26 protein-coding genes are annotated in these 23,564 nt (G+C 64.3%); 15 read left to right on the top strand and 11 right to left on the bottom strand.

What is annotated here, in order from left to right:
* Nucleotides 1–20: 20 nt before the first annotated feature.
* Entirely contained in the window at nt 21–1,928 is a 1,908-nt protein-coding gene (locus BJ6T_RS19375; RefSeq protein ID WP_014494159.1) for an acyl-CoA synthetase, read from the bottom strand.
* A gap of 247 nt (nt 1,929–2,175) precedes the next feature.
* Between BJ6T_RS19375 and BJ6T_RS19370 the strand changes: the two genes are divergently transcribed.
* Both BJ6T_RS19370 and BJ6T_RS19365 read left to right on the top strand, forming a co-directional pair.
* Complete coding sequence (locus BJ6T_RS19370; RefSeq protein WP_014494158.1) at nt 2,176–3,273, top strand: SecDF P1 head subdomain-containing protein; 1,098 nt, start codon at nt 2,176–2,178, stop codon at nt 3,271–3,273.
* 259 nt (nt 3,274–3,532) lie between these two features.
* The gene (locus BJ6T_RS19365) at nt 3,533–4,339 is read left to right on the top strand and encodes a Crp/Fnr family transcriptional regulator (RefSeq protein WP_014494157.1); all 807 of its coding nucleotides are present in this window, start codon (nt 3,533–3,535) and stop codon (nt 4,337–4,339) included.
* Between the two features lie 39 nt (nt 4,340–4,378).
* Here the strand turns inward: BJ6T_RS19365 and BJ6T_RS19360 are convergent, their stop codons facing one another.
* Nucleotides 4,379–5,125: an SDR family NAD(P)-dependent oxidoreductase gene (locus BJ6T_RS19360; protein WP_014494156.1), complete on the bottom strand. Its 747-nt coding sequence runs from the start codon at nt 5,123–5,125 to the stop codon at nt 4,379–4,381.
* 154 nt (nt 5,126–5,279) lie between these two features.
* On the opposite strand from BJ6T_RS19360, the gene BJ6T_RS19355 reads away from it, so the two are divergent.
* Nucleotides 5,280–6,143, top strand: coding sequence for a LysR substrate-binding domain-containing protein (locus BJ6T_RS19355; RefSeq protein ID WP_014494155.1), 864 nt, complete (start codon nt 5,280–5,282; stop codon nt 6,141–6,143).
* Between the two features lie 61 nt (nt 6,144–6,204).
* On the opposite strand, the gene BJ6T_RS19350 is transcribed toward BJ6T_RS19355, so the two are convergent.
* Together BJ6T_RS19350 and BJ6T_RS19345 are read right to left on the bottom strand one after the other, a co-directional pair.
* Complete coding sequence (locus BJ6T_RS19350) at nt 6,205–6,846, bottom strand: glutathione S-transferase family protein (RefSeq protein WP_014494154.1); 642 nt, start codon at nt 6,844–6,846, stop codon at nt 6,205–6,207.
* Nucleotides 6,847–6,995: 149 nt separating this feature from the next.
* Nucleotides 6,996–7,547, bottom strand: a complete 552-nt coding sequence (locus BJ6T_RS19345; protein ID WP_014494153.1) for a cytochrome b — start codon at nt 7,545–7,547, stop codon at nt 6,996–6,998.
* Between the two features lie 169 nt (nt 7,548–7,716).
* On the opposite strand from BJ6T_RS19345, the gene murI reads away from it, so the two are divergent.
* The 6 genes from murI (at nt 7,717) to BJ6T_RS19315 (ending at nt 12,649) form a co-directional block, all read left to right on the top strand.
* Nucleotides 7,717–8,514 carry a glutamate racemase gene (murI, locus tag BJ6T_RS19340; protein ID WP_014494152.1) on the top strand — a complete coding sequence of 266 codons (798 nt, stop codon included), beginning with the start codon at nt 7,717–7,719 and terminating at the stop codon, nt 8,512–8,514.
* Nucleotides 8,515–8,575: 61 nt separating this feature from the next.
* Nucleotides 8,576–9,349, top strand: coding sequence for an HpcH/HpaI aldolase family protein (locus BJ6T_RS19335; RefSeq protein ID WP_014494151.1), 774 nt, complete (start codon nt 8,576–8,578; stop codon nt 9,347–9,349).
* Nucleotides 9,350–9,418: 69 nt separating this feature from the next.
* Complete coding sequence (locus tag BJ6T_RS19330; RefSeq protein WP_014494150.1) at nt 9,419–9,802, top strand: cupin domain-containing protein; 384 nt, start codon at nt 9,419–9,421, stop codon at nt 9,800–9,802.
* Between the two features lie 107 nt (nt 9,803–9,909).
* Nucleotides 9,910–10,677 carry an acyltransferase gene (locus BJ6T_RS19325; RefSeq protein WP_014494149.1) on the top strand — a complete coding sequence of 256 codons (768 nt, stop codon included), beginning with the start codon at nt 9,910–9,912 and terminating at the stop codon, nt 10,675–10,677.
* A 199-nt stretch (nt 10,678–10,876) separates the two neighbouring features.
* Nucleotides 10,877–11,494, top strand: coding sequence for a 30S ribosomal protein S4 (gene rpsD, locus BJ6T_RS19320; protein ID WP_014494148.1), 618 nt, complete (start codon nt 10,877–10,879; stop codon nt 11,492–11,494).
* 60 nt (nt 11,495–11,554) lie between these two features.
* A complete protein-coding gene (locus tag BJ6T_RS19315) occupies nt 11,555–12,649 on the top strand; it encodes a threonine aldolase family protein (protein WP_014494147.1) in 1,095 nt (364 codons plus the stop codon).
* Nucleotides 12,650–12,751: 102 nt separating this feature from the next.
* Here BJ6T_RS19315 and BJ6T_RS19310 read toward each other — a convergent pair whose 3' ends face one another.
* From BJ6T_RS19310 to grxD, 4 genes are read right to left on the bottom strand one after another with little or no spacing between them, the layout of a single operon-like run.
* Nucleotides 12,752–14,014 (bottom strand): serine hydrolase domain-containing protein, encoded by a 1,263-nt coding sequence (locus BJ6T_RS19310; RefSeq protein ID WP_014494146.1) that lies wholly within the window; start codon nt 14,012–14,014, stop codon nt 12,752–12,754.
* A 1-nt stretch (nt 14,015) separates the two neighbouring features.
* Entirely contained in the window at nt 14,016–15,302 is a 1,287-nt protein-coding gene (locus tag BJ6T_RS19305; protein WP_014494145.1) for a serine hydrolase domain-containing protein, read from the bottom strand.
* A gap of 46 nt (nt 15,303–15,348) precedes the next feature.
* The gene (locus tag BJ6T_RS19300) at nt 15,349–15,900 is read right to left on the bottom strand and encodes an O-acetyl-ADP-ribose deacetylase (RefSeq protein WP_014494144.1); all 552 of its coding nucleotides are present in this window, start codon (nt 15,898–15,900) and stop codon (nt 15,349–15,351) included.
* A 4-nt stretch (nt 15,901–15,904) separates the two neighbouring features.
* Nucleotides 15,905–16,231: a Grx4 family monothiol glutaredoxin gene (gene grxD / locus BJ6T_RS19295; protein ID WP_014494143.1), complete on the bottom strand. Its 327-nt coding sequence runs from the start codon at nt 16,229–16,231 to the stop codon at nt 15,905–15,907.
* 239 nt (nt 16,232–16,470) lie between these two features.
* On the opposite strand from grxD, the gene egtB reads away from it, so the two are divergent.
* Both egtB and egtD read left to right on the top strand, forming a co-directional pair.
* On the top strand, nt 16,471–17,769 hold the full coding sequence (gene egtB, locus BJ6T_RS19290; protein ID WP_014494142.1) for an ergothioneine biosynthesis protein EgtB: 1,299 nt from the start codon (nt 16,471–16,473) through the stop codon (nt 17,767–17,769).
* Between the two features lie 50 nt (nt 17,770–17,819).
* Nucleotides 17,820–18,791 carry an L-histidine N(alpha)-methyltransferase gene (egtD, locus tag BJ6T_RS19285; protein WP_014494141.1) on the top strand — a complete coding sequence of 324 codons (972 nt, stop codon included), beginning with the start codon at nt 17,820–17,822 and terminating at the stop codon, nt 18,789–18,791.
* Nucleotides 18,792–18,818: 27 nt separating this feature from the next.
* Here the strand turns inward: egtD and BJ6T_RS19280 are convergent, their stop codons facing one another.
* Nucleotides 18,819–20,012: a low temperature requirement protein A gene (locus tag BJ6T_RS19280; protein ID WP_014494140.1), complete on the bottom strand. Its 1,194-nt coding sequence runs from the start codon at nt 20,010–20,012 to the stop codon at nt 18,819–18,821.
* A 26-nt stretch (nt 20,013–20,038) separates the two neighbouring features.
* A complete protein-coding gene (locus tag BJ6T_RS19275; protein ID WP_014494139.1) occupies nt 20,039–20,275 on the bottom strand; it encodes a BolA/IbaG family iron-sulfur metabolism protein in 237 nt (78 codons plus the stop codon).
* Nucleotides 20,276–20,454: 179 nt separating this feature from the next.
* On the opposite strand from BJ6T_RS19275, the gene BJ6T_RS19270 reads away from it, so the two are divergent.
* The 3 genes from BJ6T_RS19270 to BJ6T_RS19260 are packed head-to-tail and all read left to right on the top strand — an operon-like array spanning nt 20,455 to nt 21,974.
* On the top strand, nt 20,455–20,814 hold the full coding sequence (locus BJ6T_RS19270) for a DUF427 domain-containing protein (protein WP_014494138.1): 360 nt from the start codon (nt 20,455–20,457) through the stop codon (nt 20,812–20,814).
* A 57-nt stretch (nt 20,815–20,871) separates the two neighbouring features.
* Nucleotides 20,872–21,786, top strand: coding sequence for an alpha/beta fold hydrolase (locus BJ6T_RS42610; RefSeq protein WP_014494137.1), 915 nt, complete (start codon nt 20,872–20,874; stop codon nt 21,784–21,786).
* Nucleotides 21,735–21,974: an alpha/beta fold hydrolase gene (locus BJ6T_RS19260; RefSeq protein WP_014494136.1), complete on the top strand. Its 240-nt coding sequence runs from the start codon at nt 21,735–21,737 to the stop codon at nt 21,972–21,974. The genes BJ6T_RS42610 and BJ6T_RS19260 overlap by 52 nt, the downstream gene beginning before the upstream one ends.
* Before the next feature lie 14 nt (nt 21,975–21,988).
* On the opposite strand, the gene BJ6T_RS42880 is transcribed toward BJ6T_RS19260, so the two are convergent.
* Nucleotides 21,989–22,162: a DUF1328 domain-containing protein gene (locus BJ6T_RS42880; protein ID WP_014494135.1), complete on the bottom strand. Its 174-nt coding sequence runs from the start codon at nt 22,160–22,162 to the stop codon at nt 21,989–21,991.
* Nucleotides 22,163–22,345: 183 nt separating this feature from the next.
* Between BJ6T_RS42880 and BJ6T_RS19250 the strand changes: the two genes are divergently transcribed.
* Nucleotides 22,346–23,533: an acyltransferase family protein gene (locus BJ6T_RS19250; RefSeq protein WP_028170594.1), complete on the top strand. Its 1,188-nt coding sequence runs from the start codon at nt 22,346–22,348 to the stop codon at nt 23,531–23,533.
* Nucleotides 23,534–23,564: the final 31 nt, after the last annotated feature.

Genomic DNA, 23,564 nt, shown 5'->3' with positions numbered 1-23,564 from the left:
CAAGCCTCGCGAGCCCTTACCTACGCGTGCACCACCTCGTGCCGCATCACGAATGGATCGAGCAGCGTGTGCACCTCGCCAGCGACGAGTTCGCGCTGGTCTACCGGCAGGCCCGCGAGCGTCACAGTGGCAATCGAGCCGTGGCTGCCATGTGCGCCGACCTTCACCTTGCAGTCGATGCCGCGCTCAGTGAGCGGCGACAGCACCTTGGCGAACACGCGCTGCGCGGCATCCCAGCGCAACTGTGGCTTGAACACCTTGCCGACGCCGGTCAGCGGCATCGGATCGATCGGAATGACCTGCACCGGAACGGCCGCGCGCTCCGGCGTGCGTTCGCGCACCCAGGCTTCCAGCTCGCCCGGCTCGACCTTGGCGCCCGGCTTCAGCTGCACATAGCCGACCGGCAACTCACCGGCATAGGCGTCGGGCTGGCCAACCACGGCGGCGAAGCCGACGGCGGGATGGCGAAACATGATCTCTTCGATCGGCGCCGGATCGATATTGTGCCCGCCGCGGATCACGAGATCCTTGGCGCGGCCGGTGATCCAGAGGTAGCCGTCGGCATCGAGACGTCCGAGGTCGCCGGAGTTGACCCAGACCTCGTCGACGAACGCGCCCTTGTTGTGCTCGTCGTTGAGATAGCCGCCGAACACGCCGGGCCCGGCCATGATGACGACGCCGATCTCGTCGGCTGCGCAGTCGCGGATCAGGCGGCCGTCAGCATCGAGCTGCACGATGCGCACGCGCGCGTAAGGCATGGGAAGGCCGACCGAGCCGAGCCGGATCGGTCGCGACGGATAGGCGAGCGTATGCACGCTCGAGGTCTCGGTCATGCCGTAGACCTCGACCACCGGCAGCTTCAGCTTCTCCTGGATCGCCGAGCCCACGGCGACGGGAATCGCCGAGCCGCCGCCGGCGGCATATTTCAGGCTGGAGATGTCCGCATTGCCTGGCGGCACCGCAAGCGTGGCCGCCAGCACCGTCGGCACGCTCGACAGCGCCTCGGGCTTGAAGCGCTCCACCAGCCCCCAGATGTTCTTCACCGAATTCGGGTTGCGCCAGCCGCTCGGCGACAGCACGACCAATGAGCCGCCGGCGGACAACGTCAGCAGCACCTGCGTCAGCGATCCCCCGACATGGAATAGCGGCATGCCGAACAGCATGTTGCCGCCGGGCTTCGACTTCAGCAGCAGATTGAGCGCCCAGGCCTGATAGATCTGATTGGCGTGGGTGTGCCGCACAAGCTTCGGCGTGCCGGTGGTGCCGCCGGTGTGGAAATAGGCCGCGATGTCGCCACCCAGAATCTTGCGCCCGCTGATCAACCGGTCGGACGGCTGCTGCTTGATCAGGTCGTTGAAGGCGAAGATGCCCTTGTCCGGATCGCCTCCGCCGAACACCTGCACGACCGCCTTGAGGTGTTTCAGCTGCGGGCGGATCTGCTCGACCTTCTGCCAGATGTCGGTGCCCGGCATCGGCCCGAGCGCAACCAGAACCTTGGTGTTCGCGGCCTCAAGGATCTCCGCGATCTGGTGCGCCTCGAGCAGCGGATTGACGGGATTGGCGATGCCCGCGGCCTCGGCGCCGAACAGCGTCACGAAGGCATCGGGCACCAGCGGCAGCATGAAGCTGACGACGTCGCCCTTCTCGACGCCGAGCGCGTGAAACATGTTGGCGGCCTGCGTGACGCGCGCGACGAAATCGCGATAGGTGACCATCACAGGGGTATCGGCCGGATCGGCATTTTGCAGGAACTGGATCGCTGCGCCGTCGGGGTTACGCGCGGCACCGAGCCTGATGGCGTCATAGGTGCTCTCGGCCGCAACGCGATCGGCGTAAGGGACCTGCTCGAAGGCCCGGACCTCTGCGTCTGTCGCGAAGTCCGGATAGTCGTCGCCGATGAACCGATCGAGCGCGTGGATGCCCGCCATGGAATTCCGTCCTCCCTCAGATGCATTTCCCCGCCTCCTGTCTTTTGACATTTTGGTCGGCGAGGCCTCGGCCGATGGCCGGTCGAGCGCGGACAGAATGATGGATGATTGAGCGTTCGTCCATGGCCGAACGGCTACGGTCGTAGCACTCGTCTTCGTGGCCATTGAACCTCCCCGCCCGATCCGGGGACCAAGAACATGCATCGGACTCCCCTGCCAGCGTCCTGCCGCAAGACTTGAGGAAATCATGACCACGCCCCCGCGAGACCGCGTCACACGGCTGATTGTCGCGCTCGCCATCACCTCGGCGATCATGACTTCGGCGATCGTCCTGCACCGCGCGGCGCGCGCCGAGGACAGCCAGTTCGACAAGATGCGTGCCAGGATCGCCGCCTTCGTCGGCGACAAGATGGAGAAGCTGGGCGGCTCGCGCGTCGTCTACAAGGTCGATACCGACGGCTTGCGCGAAAGCGTCGTCACGGATTTGCGCGACGATGTCTACAAGACCCTGCGCGAGGGCAAGATCGCCTTCTCCGGTCTTGCGATCCGCGACGCCGGCGTCGAAGTGAAGATCGCGGACGCCAGGGGCCGCGAACAGCTCGCACGCAAGCTCGCGTCGGCCGCGGAGGGATTGCCATCGCATGCGCTCACGGTGACCGACGACGGCGACGGACTGGTCAGGCTCGCGCCGACCGATGCTGCATCCGCGGCACGGCTGCGCGATCTCGTCGAAGATTCCATCGCCATGATCGAGCAGCGCCTCAAGGATGCCGGCATCAACCTCGCCAGCGTCCTGCCGGATGGCACGGATCGCATCCGCATTTTCATCCCGGGAATGATGGAGCCCGCCCGCGTGACCGCGGTCTTCGCCAGGAAGGTCAAGGTTGGCTTCCGCCTGATCGACCTCTCGATGCCGGCGGAGCAGGCGCAATCCGGCACGCCGCCCACGGGCACCGAAGTCCTGCCCGGCTTCAAGGACGAGCGCCATTACCTGGTCGCCAAGGACAGCGCGCTCGACGGCGACGACATCAGCTATGCCGGCCCGGGATTTGCCAGCGGCACGAAAGACCCGATCGCCTCGTTCCGCTTCAACGGCCGCGGCACGCGGCGCTTTGCCCACGTCACGGAGGAGAACATCGGAAGGCCCTTCGCCATCGTGCTCGACGGCAAGGTAATCTCCGCCCCCGTGATCCGCGAGCCCATCACCGGCGGCTCGGGCCAGATCTCCGGCAATTTCACCCTGGAGGAAGCCAATAGCGTCGCAATGCTGCTGCGCGCCGGTTCGCTGCCGGGGCACCTCGACCTCGTCGAGCAGCAGGTCGTGCAGCCCGCCGCCAAGCCGTAAGGCTGGTCGCGCTCCGCCCCGCCCCGTCGGGGCGTCACGGTCCACGACGTCGAAGCCCGTGCCCCTGGGGCCCCGAATCACGGGCGCACGACGGCCATGCGCACAACCAACGGGCAATTGCCGAAACGCCCGATCAGGCTAAAATTTGCCTCTTGCGGCATGGCGGCCGAAGGCTTCATTTCAAGCGGTCGTCATTCGATTTCGGCTATACGTGTCGAGCATACCGACCAGGACTGAAGGCCTTACGCGGGGTTAGTACATGCCGTCCGGCAGCGCAGACATTTCCTCGATCCTCGACCGCATTCTGGATGCGGCGACGGACAACCTCAGGATCGCAAAGATCCTGGTCCAGATGGGTCTCGATCCCAACAACGTCACCTACGACGCGATCTTCAACCGCCTGCTGGAGATCTTTGTCCAAAACATCACGCTGGCCAATCTGTTCGCCGCGGTCGGCGCCGGCTTCTTCGTCGCCACCCTCCTGATGCGGACGATGGTGCCGCTGCGCGTCGCCAACATGGTCGGCTGTGCGTTCTTCGCCGTTTTCGGCGCGCTCTCGGCCAATGTCTCGACCTTCCTCCTCTATCTGCTGCTGCTTCCGATCAACGCCCTGCGCCTGCGGCAGATGCTCAAGCTGGTCAAGAAGGCGCGCCATGCGGCCGAAGGTGACATGTCGATCGAGTGGCTCAAGCCGTTCATGACCGAGCGCAAATATCGCAGTGGCGATACGCTCTTCAAACTGGGCGATCCCGCCAAGGAAATGCTCCTCACGGTCACCGGCAAGTTCCTGGTCAAGGAGATCAATGTCGAGATCGGGCCCGGAGCTCTCATGGGAGAGCTCGGCTTCCTCACGCCGGACAACCGGCGCACCGGAACGATCGAATGCATCGAGGACGGACAGGTGCTGACGATCACCTATGACCGTTTGCTCGAGATCTATTTTCAGGACCCGCAGTTCGGCTATTACTTCCTGGTGCTGACCAGCCAGCGCCTGCTGCAGAACATCGACCGCTTGCAGAAGCAGCTGGCGAGCGAGCGGGCGGCCACCACGAACCGGATCGCGTGAACCGGGCGGCCGAACGCGCTTCGGCCACCCGGCCACGGCTCAGAGCTTCGAGCCGCCGTCGACGTGGATGGTGTCGCCGGTGATCCAGCGCGCGTCGGGAGAGGCAAGGAAGGCAACCGCATCCGCGATGTCGTCAGGCTCGGCAATCCGCTTCAAGCTCTGCATGCCGAGCGTATAGTCGCGCCCCGCGTCGGTCTTGGTGAATGACGACATCTCGGTCCCCACCACGCCCGGTGCCACCGCGTTGACGCGCACGCCGCGCGCACCGAGCGCTGCCGCAAAATGCTTCACCAGGGTGTCGATCGCACCCTTGGTGGCGGCATAGGCCGGCAGCGTCCCGACCACCGCATGGGCGGCCAGCGAAGAGACGAGTACGGCGCTGCTGCCCTCATGCAGGATCGGCAGCAATTGCTGCACCAGGAAGAATGGCGCGCGAACGTTGACGGCAAACAGCCGGTCGAAATCCTCAACCGTCGTTTCCTCGATCACGGCCGACTTGGCGATGCCGGCATTGGCAACCAGAATGTCGAGCCGATCGCCGACGATGCCACGCACCCGGGTCGCCAGTTGATGCGGGCCATCCGGCGCGCCGAGATCGGCCCCGATCGCATCGGCCCGCCCGCCGCTCTTGCGGATTTCGGCGACGACGGCCTCGGCCTCATTGGCGGCCTGGCCGTAATGCACCAGCACCTGCGCGCCGCGCTTCGCGAGCGCCAGTGCCGAGGCGCGGCCGATGCCGCGCGAGGCGCCGGTGACGAGAGCAGTTTTTCCCTTGAGATCGGTCATGGTCATTCTCCTTCGCCGGGCGCCGACACCCCCATTCCCTGCCAATCAGGTATGGTGCTGGTGCAGCGCCCTTTGCTGAAATGTAATTTGGCGCCGGCTGGCGGCCTTGAAAAAGACTTTGTAAGCTCATGGGCATACCCAGGAGGTATGCTTCATGGAGCTGCGCCATCTCCGCTATTTCATCGCCGTGGCCGAGGAAGGCAGCCTGACGGTCGCCGCCGAGAAGCGGCTGCACACCGCGCAGCCCTCGCTCAGCCGCCAGATTCGCGATCTCGAATACGAGGTGGGCGTACCTCTGTTTGCCCGCAGCGTGCACGGCGTCGAACTGACGGCCGCGGGACGAGCCTTCCTTGATCACGCGCGCCTTGCGCTGACGCAGGCCGATGCGGCGATCGAGGCGGCGCGTCGCGCCGGCCGCCCCGAGAAGTCGCGTTTTGCGCTCGGCTTCCTCACCGGTCAGGAAATCGATTGGCTGCCGGAGGCTATGCGGGTACTGCGCGACGAACTGCCGAACATCGACGTGACCGTGACGAGCGATTTTTCGCCTGCGCTGGCCGACGGCCTGAGGCGCGGGAGTCTCGACCTCGCCTTCATGCGGCGGGAGGCAAGCTCGGCGGAGCTCGTCTACAAGACCGTAATCGAGGAGGCGCTGGTCGCAGTGCTCCCAAGCGACCATCGCCTCGCCAAGCTCGACCGCATCGACCTCGCCAAACTGGAGGGGACGCCCTTCGTCAATGTCTCCGACACCGCTCCCGAGCTCCTCAAGATCATCAACAGCCATGTTCGCGAAAGCGGCCTGCCGATCCGACGGCGCATGATGCCGACAACATCGCCATGGCGGTGTCGATGGTGGCTTCCACCCGCGGCTTCGCGCTGCTCCCGGGCTACGTCAAAAACTTCCTGCCCTGGTCCGTCGTCAGCCGTCCGCTCAGGGGCAAGGCGCCGACGATCGATCTCGTCGTGGGCTATCACAAAACCAATGCCTCACCGATCCTCGCAAAATTCGTGTCGAGGCTGAGCGACTTGATCGAGCGCGCGACCAAACATATGGCGCACTGATCATGCGCCCGTTCTGCGGCTCAGCTTAGCAGCAGCGCCATTCCCGGATCGCCCTTCTCCATCGCGCGCCGGTAGGCCGGGCGGGCACCGACGCGGCCGAGATATTTGATCACATTCGGGCAGCGCGACAGATCATAGGGCTGGAAATAGCGCATCGTGGTGAGCGAGAAGCCCATCATGATGTCGGCAGTGGTGAAGGTATCGCCCGCCAGATATTCGGCGTCGCGAACACGCGCATCGACCAGGTCGAAGGCGCGGTCGGTACGCCCTCTGCTCGCGGCCAGCATCGGATTGTCTGCGGCGAGCTTGAGCCGGTTCAGGATCATCAGCCGGCCCATGCCGGCCTGCAGCGTGCCGTTGGCGAAGTGAAACCAGTACAGGAACTGGGCGAAATCAGGATGATCAGGGCGGAGCGCAAGGCGCCCATCGCCGTATTTGGCCATGATGTAATCGACGATGGCGCCGGACTCGGCGAGCACGAGGTCGCCGTCGGTGATCACGGGCGCGCTCCCGATCGGATGCAGCGCCTTGTAGTCCGGCGGCGCCAGCATGGTGACGGAATCGCGGGCGTAGCGCTTCAGTTCGTAGGGAAGTCCCAGTTCCTCGCAGAGCCAGACGATGCGCTCGGATTGCGACTTGCCGAGATGATGGACGGTGAGCATGGCGTCTCCTGCGACCGTGAGTTGGACCAGCCGTGACGCCGCATCCTAACCCGTCATTGCGAGCGCAGCGATGCCATCCAGACTGCGACCGCGGAAAGACTCTGGATTGCTTAGCTGCGCTCGCAATGACGAGGTGGAGAGACCGTCCCCTACCCTACGTCGTCCGTCACCATCCGCGCCACGACGCGGTCGCGGCGGATGAAGTGGTGCCAGAGGGCAGCGATCACGTGAATCGCGATCAGCGCGAGCAGCACATAGGCAAAGAGGATGTGGCGGTCCTCATAGGCGCCCGCCGCCGCGCGGTCGGGAGAGGTGAATTGCGGCACGTGCAACAGGCCGAAGAAGTCGGAATAATCAGGGGTACGCGCGCCGGAATGCGCCCAGCCCAGCATCGCGACCAGGATGACCACGAGATAGAGCGCGCCGTGGCTGACATGGGCCGCGATCTTCTGCCAGCGCGAGGTTTCAGGCGGCATCGCGGGCGTCGGGTTGACGGCGCGCCAGACCAGGCGCAGCACGGTCAGCAGCAGGATCACATAGCCGATATCGGCGTGGATCGAGCGGTAAAAGAAGCGGTCGGGACGCGCCGGGACGTGGTTCATCCACCAGCCGAAGCCGATCATGGCGAGGATGGCCAGCGCCAAAATCCAGTGCAGCCACCGGGAAACGCTGCCCCAGCCGTTACTGGTATTTCTGATCATGTCGGCTCTCCGGAGTTTTGCGGATATGTCCCCGTCCGCAGCGCAGCTGCTGATAGCGGGAACTTGCGGTAACCGTGAAATTGAATCGTTCCAAATTGGTACCAAGCGGGCCCCGCCGCAAAACCGCCCCAAAACCGAATGGTAACCATGGTGCCCTTAAGGTAGCGACGTGACCTATTCCCCGACGATCCTGGTGTTCGATTCCGGCCTTGGCGGACTCACGGTGCTCCGCGAGGTCGTGGCCGCGCGCCCGGACGCGCATTACGTCTATGTCGCCGACGATGCCTTCTTCCCCTATGGCCACCACAGCGAGGACGAGATCATCGCCCGCGTCGTGCCGCTGATGGGCGAACTGATTGGCACGCACGATCCTGACCTCGTCGTCATCGCCTGCAACACGGCGTCCACCCTGGTCCTATCTCACTTGCGCGCCGCTTATTCCCTGCCCTTCGTCGGCACCGTGCCGGCGATCAAGCCCGCCTGCGCGCAGTCGAAGACCCGCCGCGTCTCGGTGCTCGGCACCAAGGGCACGGTGAAGCGCGAATACACCAAGGCACTGATCCGCGATTTCGCGCTGGGTTGCGAGGTGACATTGGTCGGCTCGCCCGAGCTCGCCTCGCTGGCGGAAGCCGCGCTTAGCGGCCATCCGATCAGCGACGGCGACATCCTCGCCGAACTCGTCCCCTGCTTCGTCGGCGATCCCGCGGACGCGACATCGCGCACCGACATTGTGGTGCTCGCCTGCACCCATTATCCGCTGCTGCTCGACCGGATGAAGACGCTCGCGCCCTGGCCGGTCGAATGGATCGATCCCGCGCCCGCCATCGCCCGCCGCGTCTCGGACCTGCTCGGCACGCAAATCGGCGGCATCGCGCAGTCCGGCGCCGAGATGATCTTCACCTCGAACCGCGTGCATGGCCTTTCGGCCACGCTGACGCCGTTCTTCGGCGGCCGCGCACTGGCCTGACCTTGCGCCTCGACGGCGCGCTGCTAGGCTTCGCCGTCGCCATCTTCGCAGGTTCATCCCCATGTCGGTCCCCGTAGCGCCGCTCAACCGTCTCCGCCAATTGTGGAGCGAGGGGCGCCCCGCCTTTGGCGCGATCGCGACGATCCCGAGCGTGCAGACCGTGCAGATCATGGCGCGCTCGCTCGACTGGATCATCGTCGATCTCGAGCATGGCCCGATTGGCTTGACCGAAGCGCATGCGATGATCGCGGCCACCACAGGCACGCCATGCACGCCCCTGGTGCGGATCGGCGCGAACGAGCCGTGGCTTGCGAAAGCGCCGATGGACATCGGCGCCTTCGGCATCAATTTCCCGATGATCACCAATCGCGCCGAAGCCGAGAAGGCGGTGCGCAGCGTGCGCTATCCGCCCCGCGGCGATCGCCTCTGGGGTCCGTTCCACGCGCCGTTCCGCTGGGGCCAGTCGATGCCGGACTACATGGCCGGCGCCGACGACGAGATGATCTGCATGATCACCATCGAACATGTCGAGGCCGTCAATCGCATCGACGAGATCATGGCGACGCCAGGCATCGACGTCGCGGTGATCGGCCCCGGCGACCTCGCGACGTCCATCAACAAGCGCGGACAGATGGACGATCCGGAATTGCTGGAGCTGGTCGCCCGCGCCGAGGCCGGCATCCTCAAAAGCGGCGTGCCGATCGGCGGCGTGGCCCGCACGGCAGACCAGGCCAACGCCCTGGTCGATCGCGGCTATCGCGCGATCGCGCTGGGCTTCGACTGGTCGCTGTTCCAGCGCGGCATCATGGCGGCTTTCGAGGGGATCAAGCGCTGAACGAGCCGATCGCGGCCTTGCCGGGAACTGCGGCGCTGCTAGGGTCGGCGGTTCCAGGGAGGAAGAACCATGCTCAAAAAGACTTTGCTCGCTCTCGCCTTTACCAGCCTTGCCCTTGCAGCCTTCGCCCAGCAGACCGGCATCAAGCGGACCCCACTCCAGAAGGTCGACTATCCAGACGGTTACAACACGATCACCGCCATCGCGGAGGTCCCGGCGGGAGGCGCGGCCGGACGCCATACCCATCCCGGGGTCGAAACCGGCTACGTGCTCGAAGGCGAGCTCAGTCTCCTGATCGACGGGCAGCCGGAGAAAACCCTGAAAGCCGGCGATTCCTACCAGATCCCGGCGGGCGTCGTGCACGACGCCAAGGCTCATGGCGACAAGGCCATGAAAGTGCTTGGAGTTTACATCGTCGACAAGACCAAGCCGCTGGCTTCGCCGGCGCCCTGATGCGGCAAACCGACCGGCCCCAGGCGGGGTTGGTTCGTGCTAGAGCACGCGGCGAGCGGGCCACCCGCTCGCTGCACATATTTTAGTCCGCAGGAACCGAAAGACCCATGCGCGGGACGCCCAAGACCATTTCGCTGCCGCGCCGCCTGATTTGCGACCTCATGCGGGCGTCGATGGACGTGCCATTCGTCTCGCTCTCCCGCCCCCTCAATATCCGCCCTCTGCTGGAGGCGCGTGCCGGGGCGATGAGGCCCGCCGGCTGGGCCGCGATGGTCGTCAAGGCCTTTGCCCTGGTCGCCAGGGACGAGCCGGTCCTGCGCACCGTCTACGCCAAATGGCCCTGGCCGTCGCTCTACGAGCTGCCCAATAGCGTGGCGTCGGTCGCGATCGCCAGGATCCAAGACGGCGAGGAATGCGTGATGCCGCAGCGAATCGCGGCTCCCGAAGCCATGGCGCTGGCCGCGGTGGACACCGAAATCCGGCGTGCCAAGACGGCCCCGGTCGAAGACGTTCCCATGTTCCGCAAGGTCATGCGAGCCACCCGCCTGCCGCTGCCGCTGCGGCGGCTGTGCTGGGCGGTCGGGCTGAATTTCGGCCGACAGCGCGGCAACTGGTTCGGCAGCTTCGCGGTGAGCTCGGTGGCCGCCTATGGCGGTGGCGAGCTCCATCCCATCACACCGGGCCCGTTCATCGTCAGCTATGGGGTGGTCGAGCCCGACCAGACCATCCAGGTCGTGATCCGCTGGGACCACCGGGTGACCGACGCCGCCCCCATTGCCCGGGTGCTGACCCGGCTGGAACAGGTCCTGAACACTGAAATCGCTGCCGAATTGCTTGCGGCCGGGCCGAAGCCGATCCGGGCGGTCCGGACATGATTTCGGGGCTATTCGCATTGACAGAACGGCCCAAACTCACCTAAAAGCCGCCTGCTCGCGGGCCGATTTCGGCCCGCGAAGCGTTTCGCGACCCGTGGTCCGCTCCCTTCAGCTTTGGGGATCGGACCTGTCGGTGCCGGGCCCAGCCCGTCACACAGGAGGGCGCGTTTCCTCAAACCATGTACCTGAAGAGGACGCGATGACTAAGCGCAGTGAGGCGAAGTACAAGATCGATCGCCGTATGGGCCAGAACATCTGGGGCCGCCCGAAGAGCCCCGTGAACCGCCGCGAGTACGGCCCCGGCCAGCACGGCCAGCGCCGCAAGGGCAAGCTCTCCGACTTCGGCGTGCAGCTGCGCGCCAAGCAGAAGCTGAAGGGCTACTACGCCAACATTTCCGAGCGCCAGTTCCACGGCATCTATGTCGAGGCGAGCCGCCTCAAGGGTGACACCGGCGAGAACCTGATCGGCCTCCTGGAGCGTCGTCTCGACGCGGTCGTTTACCGCGCCAAGTTCGTCTCCACGATCTTCGCCGCGCGCCAGTTCATCAACCACGGCCACATCAAGGTGAACGGCCGCAAGGTGAACATCTCGAGCTACCAGCTCAAGGTCGGCGACGTGATCGAGGTCAAGGAAGCCTCCAAGCAGCTCGCCCACGTGCTCGAAGCGAGCCAGCTCCCCGAGCGCGACACCCCCGACTATCTCGAAGTCGACCACGGCAAGATGACCGCCAAGTACGTGCGCATCCCCGGCCTCTCCGACGTGCCGTTCCCGGTGCAGATGGAGCCGCATCTGGTCGTCGAATTCTATTCGCGCTAAGATCTGAATATCGAAAGGCCCCGGTTCGCCGGGGCCTTTTTGCTTAAGAGCCACACTTGAGTGGCCGCACTGCTTGAGGAGCCTTCGTATGCTCTACACCCCTCCCCGATCGATCCCAAGGCGCCGCCGGTGCGCATCAATCTGCTTTCGGACACGCAGACCAAGCCAACGGCTGCGATGCGCGAGGCGATGGCGCGCGCCGAGGTTGGCGACGAACAGGTCGGCGACGATCCGACCGTGAACGCGTTGTGCGAGCGCGTCGCCGCGCTGCTCGGCAAGGAAGCCGCGGTCTACATGCCCTCAGGCACGATGTGCAACGTCACCGCGACGCTGGTGCATTGCCGTCCCGGCGATGAGATCCTCGCCCACGAGAGCGCACATATCATCGCCCGCGAAGGCGGCGCGCATGCCGCGATCGGCGGCTTCCAGGTCACCCAGCTCAAGGGACCCGACGGCCAGTTCACGCCGGAGACCTTTCGCAAGGCGCTGCATCCGCGCACGCGCTACCAGCCGCCGCAAACCGTCGTCAGCGTCGAGCAGACCGCCAATATCGGCGGCGGCACGATCTGGAAGAAGGCGGCGCTCGACGAGATCGTCGCGATCGCCAAGCAGCACGGCCTCGTCACCCACATGGATGGTGCGCGCCTGCTCAACGCCACGGTCGCAAGCGGCATCTCCCCGCGCGACATGACCGCGGGGTGGGATTCGGCCTGGATCGATTTCTCGAAGGGCCTGGGCGCGCCCATCGGCGGCGTGCTCGCGGGCACCCGCGCCTTCATCGATGCGGTGTGGCAGTGGAAGCAGCGCCTCGGCGGCTCGATGCGGCAGGCCGGCGTCTGCGCGGCAGCCTGCATCTACGCACTCGACCATCACGTCGATCGCCTGGCCGACGACCACGCCAATGCGCGCGCGCTCGCCCGCGGGCTGTCGCAGATCGTAGGCGTCGAGGTGCAGGAGCCCGAGACCAATCTGGTGTTCTTCAAGCCTGATGGCGCCGGAATTGCCGGTGACAAGATGGTCGCCGCACTACGCCAGCGCGGCGTGACGCTCGCGATGATGGACGGCCGTATCCGCGCCTGCACCCATCTCGACGTCAATGCGGCCCAGGTCGAGGAAACGATCGGGTACGTGCGCGAGATCGTGCGCGGGGCTTAAGTCCGTAGCCCGGATAAAGCGCAGCGAAATCCGGGCCCCTCGCCTCGCGGAAAGATTTTCCCGGATTGCGCTTCGCTCCATCCGGGCTACGAAGGCGGCTAGCTAACGTCCCATCGCCTGATAGATCAGCGTCTTCAACGCCAGCTGAATCCGGCCGCGCTGCGACGGGGTCTGCACCATGAAGATCCCGAACAGATCGTCTTCGGGATCGATGAAGAAGAAGGTGCCGCCGACGCCGTCCCAGCGATATTCGCCAAGCGGCCACGATGTCCCTGATGGCACCGAGGTGCGCACCGCGAAACCGAGGCCGAAGCCGGAGCTTCCGCCCGGATAGTAGTTCTGATCGCGCGCGATCTTCGTCTCGGGGCCGATATGATCCGACGCCATCAGCGCGATGGTCTCCGGCTTGAGATAGCGCCGGCCTTCATAGCTGCCGCCGTTGAGCAGCATCTGCGAGAAGCGGGCGTAGTCACCGACCGTACCGACAAGGCCGCCGCCGCCCGACTCCCACCTCAGCGGTATCCGGGGATCGCGGACCTGCGTCATCGGGCTAATCGCGCGATCCTGCGGTATCGGCTCGGCGATGCGCGGCCACTTGGCAGGATCGGCGACATAGTATGCAGTGTCCGTCATCCCGAGCGGATCAAGCAGCCGCTCCTTCTCGAACGCGAACAGCGATTTCCCCGATATGACCTCGACGATGCGGCCGAGCACGTCCGTGGAGTGGCCATAATCCCAGTTCGTGCCGGGCTGTTCGGCGAGCGGAAGCGCGGTGATCTTCGCGACGAGTTCGGCGTTGGTCAAAGCCTTGTTGTCGAAGAGACCGGCGTCGGCATAGAGCTTGTTCACCAAGCCCCCGCCATAATAACCGTAGGGCAGCCCGGCAGTGTGACGCATCAAATCCTTGATCGTCACGGCGCGGCTGAGCGGCTCCAGCACCAGCGCAACCTTGCCGTCCTCGGCCTTCGTCTCGACACCGACCTTCATCTCGCCAAAGGCCGGAATGTACTTTGCGACGGGATCGTCGAGCGAGAGCTTGCCCTCCTCGACCAGCATCATCGCCATGACCGTCGTGACCGGCTTCGACATCGAATAGAGCCGGAAGATCGTGTCCGCGCTCATCGAGAGCTCGGTCGTGGCATCGCGGACCCCGAAATTCTCGTAATAGACCGGCTTGCCGTGCTGCTGGAGCAGCAGGATCGCGCCCGGAAAGGTGCCGGCTGCGACCTCGCTCCTGATGTAGTCGGAAACCTTTGCCAGGCCTTCTGGCGAGAAAGTGTGGGCGCGCCCCTCGGAGCCCGCTTGCGTACTACCTGCACCGAACAAAAGAACGAGCGCCGCGATCAGCGCGCGGCGCCCGAACATGTCACTTCTCCATGGCTTCATAGACCAACTGCTTCAATGTCCGCTGCACGCGCTGGCGCTCGGTCGGGGTCTGCTCCAGCAGCACGAAGAACATGTCCTGCTTGGGGTCGATGACGAAATAGCAACCGGAGGCGCCGTCCCACTTCAATTCCCCGAGATCGCCGGGCGGCGGCGGCTTGGCGTTGCCGGGATCGGTGCGGACCGCAAGTCCGAGACCGAAGCCGAAACCGTCGCCGGGGAAATAGAAATAGTCGCGACTGACCCCCGAGGTCGGGCCGATCTGATCGGTCACCATCAGCTTGAATGTCTCGGGCTTGAGGATGGTCTTGCCGTCGAGGCTGCCGCCATTGAGCAGCATCTGCGCAAAGCGTTCATAGTCCGCCATGGTCGTCACCATGCCGCCGCTGGCGAATTGGATTTTTTTGACAACCGTCGGATCGTTGATTCGGCCGACGCGAAAATCGGCGTCATTCGGCACCGGCTGGGCCAGGAGCTTCTGCTTCTCGGGGGCAGTGACGAAGAAGCCGGTGTCGACCATGCCGAGCGGATCGAGCAGCTTCTCCCGCTCGATCTCGAGCAACGGCTTGCCGGTTGCGACCTCCATGACTCGCGCCAGAATGTCGGTGGAATGGCCGTATTGCCACAGCGCGCCCGGCTGGTTGTGCAGCGGCAGTTTTGCGATGCGCTCGGCGAACTCGGCGAGGTCGAAATCGCCGGCATAGATATTGGCCTCGCGATAGGCCTTGCGGACCAGGCTGTCGCCATAGAAGCCATAGGTGACGCCCGAGGTGTGCGTCATCAGATCGTGCACCGTCATCGGCCGGTTCGGCGGCACCAGCTCGAGCGACTTGGTGCCGTCGTCGGCCTTCTTCTCGACGCCGACCTTCACATTGGCGAAGGACGGAATGTATTTCGAGACGGGATCGTCGAGCTTGATCTTGCCGTCTTCGATCAACTGCACCGCGACGACGGAGGTGATCGCCTTGCTCATCGAGAACAGGCGGAAGATGGTCTTGTCGGTGATCGGCGCCTTGCTCACCACGTCCTGCACGCCGAAGGCTTCGTGGTAGACCGGCTTGCCGTGCTGCTTGATCAACACGGTGGCACCGGCGATCTTGCCGGTCGCGACCTCGTTCCTGAAGAACTCGCCGACCTTGGCGAGCTTCTCCTGATTGAAATGCGCGCCGGCCGGGATCTCGTAGGTGCCTTCGGCGCGCGCGAGCGACATCGCACCCAGCGACACCAGCGCGCCGCAAACGAACGCACGCAGTCCGAAATGTGAATTCATATTCCCTCCCCGGAACGTGGCCGAGCGGAGTGTACCGACCGCGTCATCAGGCACAAGGGCTGCCATACCGCGCCAGAACGTCCGTGTGGAGCGCGGCGCTTGTCTCCGAGAAACAACAGAATATGACGTGGGTGACCAGCGGCGCTGCCGGCAGGGCCTCAATGGTCGTGTGGACCGCAATCTTCGCGGCCTGATCGGCCGGAAAGCGATATACCCCGGTCGAGATCGCGGAGAAGGCTAGAGAGTTCAGTCTATTGGCCTGGGAGAGCTCAAGCGCGCGGCGATAACAGGAGCGCAGCGAATCCGCCTCGCCGCGGCTGCCGCCGTGCCAGACGGGGCCGACTGCGTGGATCACATGTCGCGCGGGCAGACGGTAGCCCTTCGTGATCTTGGCATCGCCGGTCGGACATCCCCCGAGCGTCCGGCACTCGGCCAGAAGCTCCGGACCGGCAGCGTCGTGGATTGCGCCATCAACGCCGCCTCCGCCCAGGAGAGACGAATTTGCGGCGTTGACGATGGCGTCAACGCCGAGTGTCGTGATGTCAGCTACGATAACCTCAAGCTCGGCGCCGCCGATGCGGCGCGTCAGCTGGGTCACCCGATCAAGCCGCGACGGCGACGCCCTTCTCGGAGAAGAGCTGCTGCAGTTCGCCGGCCTGGAACATCTCGCGGACGATGTCGCATCCGCCGACGAACTCGCCCTTCACATAGAGCTGCGGGATGGTCGGCCAGTTCGAGTATTCCTTGATGCCGTTACGCAGTTCGGCGGATTCGAGGACGTTGAGGCCCTTATAACCAACGCCAATGTGGTCGAGGATCTGGACGACCTGGCCGGAGAAACCGCACTGCGGAAATTGCGGCGTTCCCTTCATGAACAGAACCACGTCGTTCGACTTCACTTCGTTGGCGATGAATTCCTCGATGCTCATATCCATGTCCTTCCGGGGCGGAGCCCTCAACGATTCCCTCGGGCCGGCCCAGCCGATTTAACCCGATACCTGCCTATATATGTAGCCCAAACCGTTGTGCATCCAAAGTAAAATGGCGGCGAACACCCCCTGGGCGGCCGGTCCAGGCCACGCCGGCCCATTGCATGATGCCACGAATATCATCGCCGGGGAGGACTTTCATACCGTAACGGAGCCCTTATCTAGGACGAACCTCGGTTTTGGAACCGGGCAACGCCAACAACGTTCTCTTGTCCTGTCTGGAGAAAAACGTGACGAAACAAGCCTCCGCTACGGCCACCCCGCCGCTTTCGTCATCGTCGGCCGACCCGCGCGGCCTCGCCCAGGGGCTGGAAGAGGCGTTTCTCGCCGTCCGCAACGAGACCGAGCGCCGGGCCGCGCCGCTGTCGCCGGAGGACCAGCAGATTCAATCCATGCCGGATGCGAGCCCCACGAAATGGCATCGGGCCCATACCACCTGGTTCTGGGAGCAATTCCTGCTCGGCGAGCACTGTCCCGGCTACCGGCCCTTCCACCCTGATTTCGCTTTCCTGTTCAATTCCTATTACGTCAGCGCCGGCCCGCGTCATTCCCGCAATCACCGCGGCGACATCACCCGTCCCAGCGCCGACCAGGTCGGCGCCTATCGAGCATATGTCGACGCGGCCGTCGTCAAATTCTTCCGCGAGGTCGGCGCGGACAAGCTTCGCGAGGTTGCGCCGCTGGTCGAGGTCGGGCTCAATCACGAGCAGCAGCATCAGGAATTGATGTTCACCGACATCCTGCATGCCTTCGCGCAGAACCCGATCCCGCCTGCCTACGATCCGGGCTGGCGCTTCCCGGCTTCGACACGCACGGGGGAGGATTGGCTGACGCTGAACGAGGGTATCCACACCGTCGGGCATGTCGACGACAGTTTTCATTTCGACAACGAGAAGCCGGCGCATCGGGCCCTCGTCGGTCCGGTCAGGGTCTCACGCAATCTCGTCACCAATGCCGAGTGGCTCGCCTTCATGCGCGACGGTGGCTACCGGACCGCAACGCTGTGGCTGATGGACGGCTTTGCCACCGTCAACAACGAAGGCTGGGACGCCCCCGGCCATTGGCGCGACATCGACGGCCAGTGGCAGATGATGACGCTCGCCGGCCTCAAGCCGGTCGATCCGGACGCGCCGGTCTGCCACGTCAGCCATTACGAGGCCGATGCGTTTGCGCGCTGGGCCGGAAAGCATCTGCCGACCGAGATGGAATGGGAGGTCGCTGCGCGTGCCGGCCAGCTCAACGACGCCTTCGGCATCGTCTGGCAGTGGACGCGTTCTTCATATTCGCCCTACCCCGGCTACCGCGCCATCGAAGGCGCGCTCGGGGAGTACAACGGCAAGTTCATGATCAACCAACTGGTGCTGCGCGGCTCCTCGCTTGCAACTCCCGAGGGCCACAGCCGTATTACCTATCGCAACTTCTTTTATCCGCACCATCGCTGGCAGTTCACGGGACTGCGGCTCGCCGACTACGAATAAAAATCATCCGACGACAAATACGCGCCGGACAGCGCGTTCAGGAGAGTATCATGAATGTGCACGCCAGCGCTTTGGCCGAAGCCCATCTCCCCGACGAGCAGACCACCGCCTTCGCCCGCGAGGCCATCGAGGACCTGTCGCAGCAGCCGAAAAAGCTGTCGCCGAAATATTTCTACGACGCGGCCGGATCTGAACTTTTCGAGGCGATCACGCGCCTGCCGGAATATTACCCGACGCGCACCGAGCTTGCGATCCTGAAGGAGCGCGGCAGCGAGATCGCGAAGATCATCCCGCAGCATGCGGCGCTGGTCGAGTTCGGCGCCGGAGCAACCACGAAAGTCCGCCTGCTGCTCGATCACTGCAAGTTCGCGGCCTATGTGCCCGTCGACATCTCAGGCGACTTCCTGAAGGCGCAGGCAAACGGCCTGAAGCGGGACTTCCCGACGCTCGGCATCTATCCGGTGGCGGCCGACTTCACCACGCCGTTCGAGTTGCCCAAGGCAGTCGCATCGATGCCCAAGGTCGGCTTCTTCCCCGGCTCGACCATCGGAAATTTCGAGCCGCATGAGGCGCAGGCCTTCCTGAAGAGCGCCCGCAAGATCCTGGGCAAGGGCGCGCAGATGATCATCGGCGCCGACCTCGAGAAGGAAGAGCGCGTCCTCCACGACGCCTACAACGATGCCGCCGGCGTCACCGCCCGCTTCAACCTCAATGTGCTCGTGCGCATCAACCGTGAGCTCGGCGGCAATTTCGACCTGTCCTCCTTCACCCATCGCGCGATCTACAACCGCGAGCGGCACCGGATCGAGATGCATCTCATCAGCAAGAAGAGCCAGACCGTGCGCCTGCTCGGCACCAGCTTCTCGTTCCGCCCCGGCGAGAGCATCCACACCGAGAACAGCTACAAGTACAGCCTCGAGCGTTTTGCTGCGCTGGCGCAGGGCGCGGGCTGGAAGGTGCGCGAAAGCTGGACGGACGCCGCGAAGATGTTTTCGGTGCACGCGCTGGAGGCGGCGGAGTAAAGGCTCCGGCGCAAGTGGCGCCGGGGCTCAATGCGCCTCGGCCTCTTCCGGAGAAGATCCCAGCGACACCGACTCCCAGACCGCGACCACGATCATGATCACGGTCGACGCGACCGACAGCCAGAGCGGCGAGAGATCGGCGGCGAACCACCACAGCACCAGTAGCAGGATGATGCCGATGCCGTGGGAGAGCTGGAGGAAGCCGCGGATCGCATGCTTGAACAGGATGGTGCCGACCAGGAACACCAGGGGACCACCGACCGTGCTCACGATGGTCCTGATGTCGGAATGGCCGGTCGGATGCTTCAGCACCAGTTCGTCCGATACCGCGGTCAGGATGATGCCGGCGACGATCGGCATGTGCAGATAGGTGTAGGCGAGCCGCGCCAGCCGGCCGGATTCCGCGGATTTCGAGATGCGCTCGGAACCGGCTTCCGCGCCCTTGTGGAAATAGATCCACCACATCGCGATGGCGCCGGTGAGCGCGGAGATGAAGGCCAGGATGTTGTCCGCGGTCCACTCCAGCTCGGCGAAGGTGGCCCCATTGACGACGACGGCTTCGCCAAGCGCGATGATCACGAAGAGAGAGCAGCGCTCGGCCATGTGGCCGCCCTCGACGGCCCAGGCTTCGACCGACGAGAAGCCGAGCTTCGGGACCCAGAAGCGTACCGCGGGTGAGACGTATTCGATCGCGAGCGCCGCGATCCAGAACCACAGCCGCACCTCGTCATGGGCGAGACCGCCGAGGATCCAGAGGATCGCGGAGCCGCAGAGCCAGACCAGAATGCGGATCGCATTGTGCCGGACGGCCGTTCGATGGCGCGGTGTCGCGAACAGCCAGAAGGCGGTGCGTCCGACCTGCATGGTCGCGTAGGCGATCGCGAACCACAGGCCCCGCCCCTCGAACGCGGTCGGGATCGTGGTCGACAGCACGAGGCCGCCCAGCATCATCAGGAAGAGCAGGATGCGGACCGGGGTCAGCTCGGGATTGAGCCAGTTGGTGACCCAGGCGGTGTAGACCCACACCCACCACACCGCGAGGAACAGCACCGTGACGTGCACCGCGCCGAGCGGGGTGAAATGGTGCAGCAGCGTGTGCGAGACCTGCGTGACGGCGAAGACGAAGACGAGGTCGAAGAACAGCTCGGCATTGGTGACGCGGCTGTGCTGGTTCGGAGCGATGACGCGAAACATCGCGCCGCGAGGATTGTCCGCAGCCATCGTCATCCCCCCGTCACGCGATCAGATCAGGCCCCGGGTACCCCGGTTTGCAGCGCCAGCGCATGCAGCACGCCGCCCATCTGGCCCTGCAGGGACCGATAGACGATCTGGTGCTGCTGGACGCGGGACTTGCCGCGGAAGGATTCCGAGATCACGGTCGCGGCATAGTGGTCGCCATCGCCGGCGAGGTCACGGATCGTCACCTCGGCATCGGGGATCGCTGCCTTGATCATCGCCTCGATATCGTGGGCGTCCATGGGCATTCGGGTCTTGCTCCTGTCTCGGCTTCGAATCGCTTGCCGGGGTCCCCGGACCGGCAGGGCCAAACTTAGCGTGAACGGCCTTCTACGTCACGCATTCCGGCACTATATCCCTGATCCCATCCGGATAAAGGCACGACAAAGTGCCGCGCGCGGCAGATTGATCGAAAAGGCGTGAAATCATGAAGCTCCCAGGGCCCGACCACCCCATCACCATCACCCAAAATCCCCGGCGCGTCCGCGTCACGGCCGGCGACATCGTGATCGCCGAGACCAGCAAGGCGCTGATCTTGAAGGAGGCCAAATATCCGGCGGTGCAATATGTGCCGCGGGAGGACGCCAACATGGCGCTGCTGGAGCGCACCGACCGCGTCACCCATTGCCCCTACAAAGGGGACGCGAGCTATTACAGCGTCAAGGCCGACGGCAAGACGCTCGATAACGCGATCTGGACCTACGAGACGCCCTTCCCCGCGATGACGGAGATTTCCGGCCATCTCGCCTTCTATCCGGACAAGGTGAAGATCGAGGAAGTGGGGTAGGCTCATCGCGCCGGGGCGATCGCAGGTCGCTTCCCCTCAGTCGACACAAGGCTCGAGATGCCGCGCAAAGCCGCCAGACTGATTGGGGTCTCGTTGTTGGGCGTGGCCGGCATCCTCATCGTGGTGGCCGCCGCCGGACTGGGTTTTCGCGCCTATCGCCAGCATCTTGCTGCCGAAACCCTCGCGATCCGCTCACCAAAGGGCGTGCAGGAGGGAGGGTTCGTCGACATCGGCGGAATCAGGCAATGGATTCAAATCCGCGGTGAGGACCGGGATAACCCGGTCCTCCTGTTCGTCCACGGCGGGCCCGGAGGCTCCACCTTGGCGATCTCTTCGGGCTGGCGCCCCTGGGAAAAGCATTTCACTATCGTGCAATGGGACCAGCGCGGCGCCGGGCGGACCTATGGCGCGGCGGGAGACGCGCTCGCGCCAACCATGACGCTCGAGCGGATGACACAGGACGGTGTCGAGCTGGCCGAATATCTGCGAACCCATCTGCACAAGGACAAGATCGTCCTGGTCGGGCATTCCTGGGGCTCGTTCCTGGGCATTCACATCGTCAAGCAGCGCCCCGATCTGTTTTACGCCTATGTCGGCACAGGACAGGTGGTCGGCAGGGTGACGTTCGAGAAGCAATTCGAGATCACGATCGCGCATCTGCAAGCGTTGGCGCAGTCCGCTGGCAACAGCGAGGCCCAGGCGGAATTGGCGCCAATCGTCGCGCGGCCTCTGATCAATCCACAAAATCGACTGGTTGCGGACAAGTGGAGCAAAGCGCTGGGGCTACCCTCCATCGAGAGCGTCCAGTTGGCGGGTCCCATCCCGCCCCGTTCATGCCGGATTTCTCGCTGCTGGACTGGTACAACTGGCGCAAAGGCATGGCCTTCTCCGCAAAATATCTGCGCGGACGAGAGGGCCCCATGTTCAAGCGCGACGTCGCTTCACTGGGACTCGCGTTTCCGATTCCGGTGATCTTCATCGAGGGCGATACGGACTACAACACACCGGCTGGGCCGGCCGAACAATTCTTCAATCAGATCACGGCTCCGCATAAGGAATTTGTCTGGGTGCACGGCGGGAGCCATTTCATTCCATTCGAGCGTCCCAACGAGTTCCTGGCGGAGTTGGTGACCCACGTGAGACCGCTCGCAGGCAATTGAGGGCCGGAGGCCTGCTACGCCCTGAAGATCGTGAGCCCCAGTATCAGCAGCACCAGGAAGATCACGACGAAGATATAGAACAGGAAGCGGGCGACATCGGCCGAGGCGGCCGAGAGGCCGGTGAAGCCGAGCACGCCGGCCACGATCGAGATCAAGAGAAAGATCAGCGCCCATTTCAGGATCGTCATAACCAACTCCGACTAAAATACCGCATGTTTTGCGGTCCTCAACCCATTCGCGAACGCTAACTTCGCTGCGCGGAACTGGTTCCTAAGGGCATTCCGCGGGCAAGGCGCGGCACAAACTGCGCTTGCTGAATCGGGTTCCCGGCGGCACAGTCCGGCCAGGGCAGGAGCGCAATCGGGGCGATCATGATGACGATGTCACATTCCGCGACGATCGGCCTAGAGGCGCACGCCGCGCCGAAAGCCAAGGCGCGCAATCTGTCGCTCGATCGGACCCGCACCTTCCTCACGCTGGTGGTGCTGCTGCACCACGCCGTCATTCCCTACACCTATTTCGGTCACACCGACCCGGCATCCTGGATCGGCTTCGACGTCGTCGTGCTCTGCACCGACAGCTTCTTCATGGCGATGTTCTTCTTCCTGTCGGGACTGTTCACGTGGTCCGGCATCGCCCGCAAGGCGCCACAGGTTTTCCTGCGCGACCGCCTGCTGCGGCTCGGACTGCCTTTCGTGATCGCGGCCTTCACCGTCATCCCGCTCGCCTATTACGCGATCGCGCTGCGGCACGATCCCGAGCTGACCTTCGCTTCGTTCTGGTGGAAGACGATCACCGTCGGGCCGTGGCCGAGCGGGCCGATCTGGTTCGTGTGGGTGCTGCTGGCGTTCGACCTGACTGCGAGCCTGCTCTACCGGGTCTCAACCCACCTGGTCGATCCGGTCAACCGCGTTTCGCTGCGCGGATTTGACCAGCCGGCCGCGTTCTGGCTGCTGCTGGCCGTCGTCACCGCCGTCGTTTACGTGCCCGCGCTGGTCCATTTCGGGGCCAACAAATGGTTCGAGTTCGGACCGTTTTCGGTGCAGGCGAGCCGCATCCTGCTCTACTTCGCCTATTTCTTCATTGGCGTCAGCGTCGGCGCCGCCAACTTCGATCGCGGTATCCTCAGCGCCGAAGGGCAGTTGCCGAAGAACCGATGGATGTGGGTGATCGCCACGCTGGTCCCCTACTGCCTGATGTGGTGCATGATCTACATCAAGCGCGCAATCCTCGGGAATCCCAACGTGCTGCCGGACTGGTATCAGGCGATCTACGGCACGTTCGTCGTGCTGTTCTCGGCCGCGATCCTGCTCGCGATCCTCGCCTTCTTCCTGCACCAGAAGTCGCCGGGGCCGAACCTGCTCGACCGCATGCAGGCGGACGCCTACGGCATGTTCCTGGTGCACTACCCGATCGCGCTGTGGATCCAGTATGTGCTGTTCGACTATTCGTGGCCTGCGATCTTCAAGGCCGCGATCGGCTTCGTGCTCACGGTGGTGCTGAGCTGGGGACTGACGGCAATGTTGCGGAAGATTCCGGGCGCGTCACACGTGTTGTGAGGCCGAGGTCTCTTCACCCGTCATTGCTCTC

It is taken from the genome of Bradyrhizobium japonicum USDA 6, assembly GCF_000284375.1.
GTDB lineage: Bacteria > Pseudomonadota > Alphaproteobacteria > Rhizobiales > Xanthobacteraceae > Bradyrhizobium > Bradyrhizobium japonicum.
The sequence above is the reverse complement of the archived record's forward strand: the minus strand, read 5'-3'. Positions and strand labels throughout refer to the sequence as shown.

Excerpts from the sequence above, each read along its gene's own strand:
- rpsD (WP_014494148.1), top strand. The coding sequence starts at position 10,877 with ATGACTAAGCGCAGTGAGGCGAAGTACAAGATCGATCGCCGTATGGGC.
- BJ6T_RS19360 (WP_014494156.1), bottom strand. The coding sequence starts at position 5,125 with ATGACCGATCTCAAGGGAAAAACTGCTCTCGTCACCGGCGCCTCGCGC.
- BJ6T_RS19305 (WP_014494145.1), bottom strand. The coding sequence starts at position 15,302 with ATGAATTCACATTTCGGACTGCGTGCGTTCGTTTGCGGCGCGCTGGTG.
- grxD (WP_014494143.1), bottom strand. The coding sequence starts at position 16,231 with ATGAGCATCGAGGAATTCATCGCCAACGAAGTGAAGTCGAACGACGTG.
- BJ6T_RS19375 (WP_014494159.1), bottom strand. The coding sequence starts at position 1,928 with ATGGCGGGCATCCACGCGCTCGATCGGTTCATCGGCGACGACTATCCG.
- BJ6T_RS19270 (WP_014494138.1), top strand. The coding sequence starts at position 20,455 with ATGAAGCTCCCAGGGCCCGACCACCCCATCACCATCACCCAAAATCCC.
- BJ6T_RS19370 (WP_014494158.1), top strand. The coding sequence starts at position 2,176 with ATGACCACGCCCCCGCGAGACCGCGTCACACGGCTGATTGTCGCGCTC.
- BJ6T_RS42880 (WP_014494135.1), bottom strand. The coding sequence starts at position 22,162 with ATGACGATCCTGAAATGGGCGCTGATCTTTCTCTTGATCTCGATCGTG.
- BJ6T_RS19280 (WP_014494140.1), bottom strand. The coding sequence starts at position 20,012 with ATGGCTGCGGACAATCCTCGCGGCGCGATGTTTCGCGTCATCGCTCCG.
- BJ6T_RS19355 (WP_014494155.1), top strand. The coding sequence starts at position 5,280 with ATGGAGCTGCGCCATCTCCGCTATTTCATCGCCGTGGCCGAGGAAGGC.
- BJ6T_RS19335 (WP_014494151.1), top strand. The coding sequence starts at position 8,576 with ATGTCGGTCCCCGTAGCGCCGCTCAACCGTCTCCGCCAATTGTGGAGC.
- BJ6T_RS19330 (WP_014494150.1), top strand. The coding sequence starts at position 9,419 with ATGCTCAAAAAGACTTTGCTCGCTCTCGCCTTTACCAGCCTTGCCCTT.
- BJ6T_RS42610 (WP_014494137.1), top strand. The coding sequence starts at position 20,872 with ATGCCGCGCAAAGCCGCCAGACTGATTGGGGTCTCGTTGTTGGGCGTG.
- BJ6T_RS19350 (WP_014494154.1), bottom strand. The coding sequence starts at position 6,846 with ATGCTCACCGTCCATCATCTCGGCAAGTCGCAATCCGAGCGCATCGTC.
- BJ6T_RS19250 (WP_028170594.1), top strand. The coding sequence starts at position 22,346 with ATGATGACGATGTCACATTCCGCGACGATCGGCCTAGAGGCGCACGCC.
- BJ6T_RS19365 (WP_014494157.1), top strand. The coding sequence starts at position 3,533 with ATGCCGTCCGGCAGCGCAGACATTTCCTCGATCCTCGACCGCATTCTG.
- BJ6T_RS19345 (WP_014494153.1), bottom strand. The coding sequence starts at position 7,547 with ATGATCAGAAATACCAGTAACGGCTGGGGCAGCGTTTCCCGGTGGCTG.
- BJ6T_RS19310 (WP_014494146.1), bottom strand. The coding sequence starts at position 14,014 with ATGTTCGGGCGCCGCGCGCTGATCGCGGCGCTCGTTCTTTTGTTCGGT.
- BJ6T_RS19260 (WP_014494136.1), top strand. The coding sequence starts at position 21,735 with ATGTTCAAGCGCGACGTCGCTTCACTGGGACTCGCGTTTCCGATTCCG.
- BJ6T_RS19275 (WP_014494139.1), bottom strand. The coding sequence starts at position 20,275 with ATGCCCATGGACGCCCACGATATCGAGGCGATGATCAAGGCAGCGATC.
- egtD (WP_014494141.1), top strand. The coding sequence starts at position 17,820 with ATGAATGTGCACGCCAGCGCTTTGGCCGAAGCCCATCTCCCCGACGAG.
- BJ6T_RS19325 (WP_014494149.1), top strand. The coding sequence starts at position 9,910 with ATGCGCGGGACGCCCAAGACCATTTCGCTGCCGCGCCGCCTGATTTGC.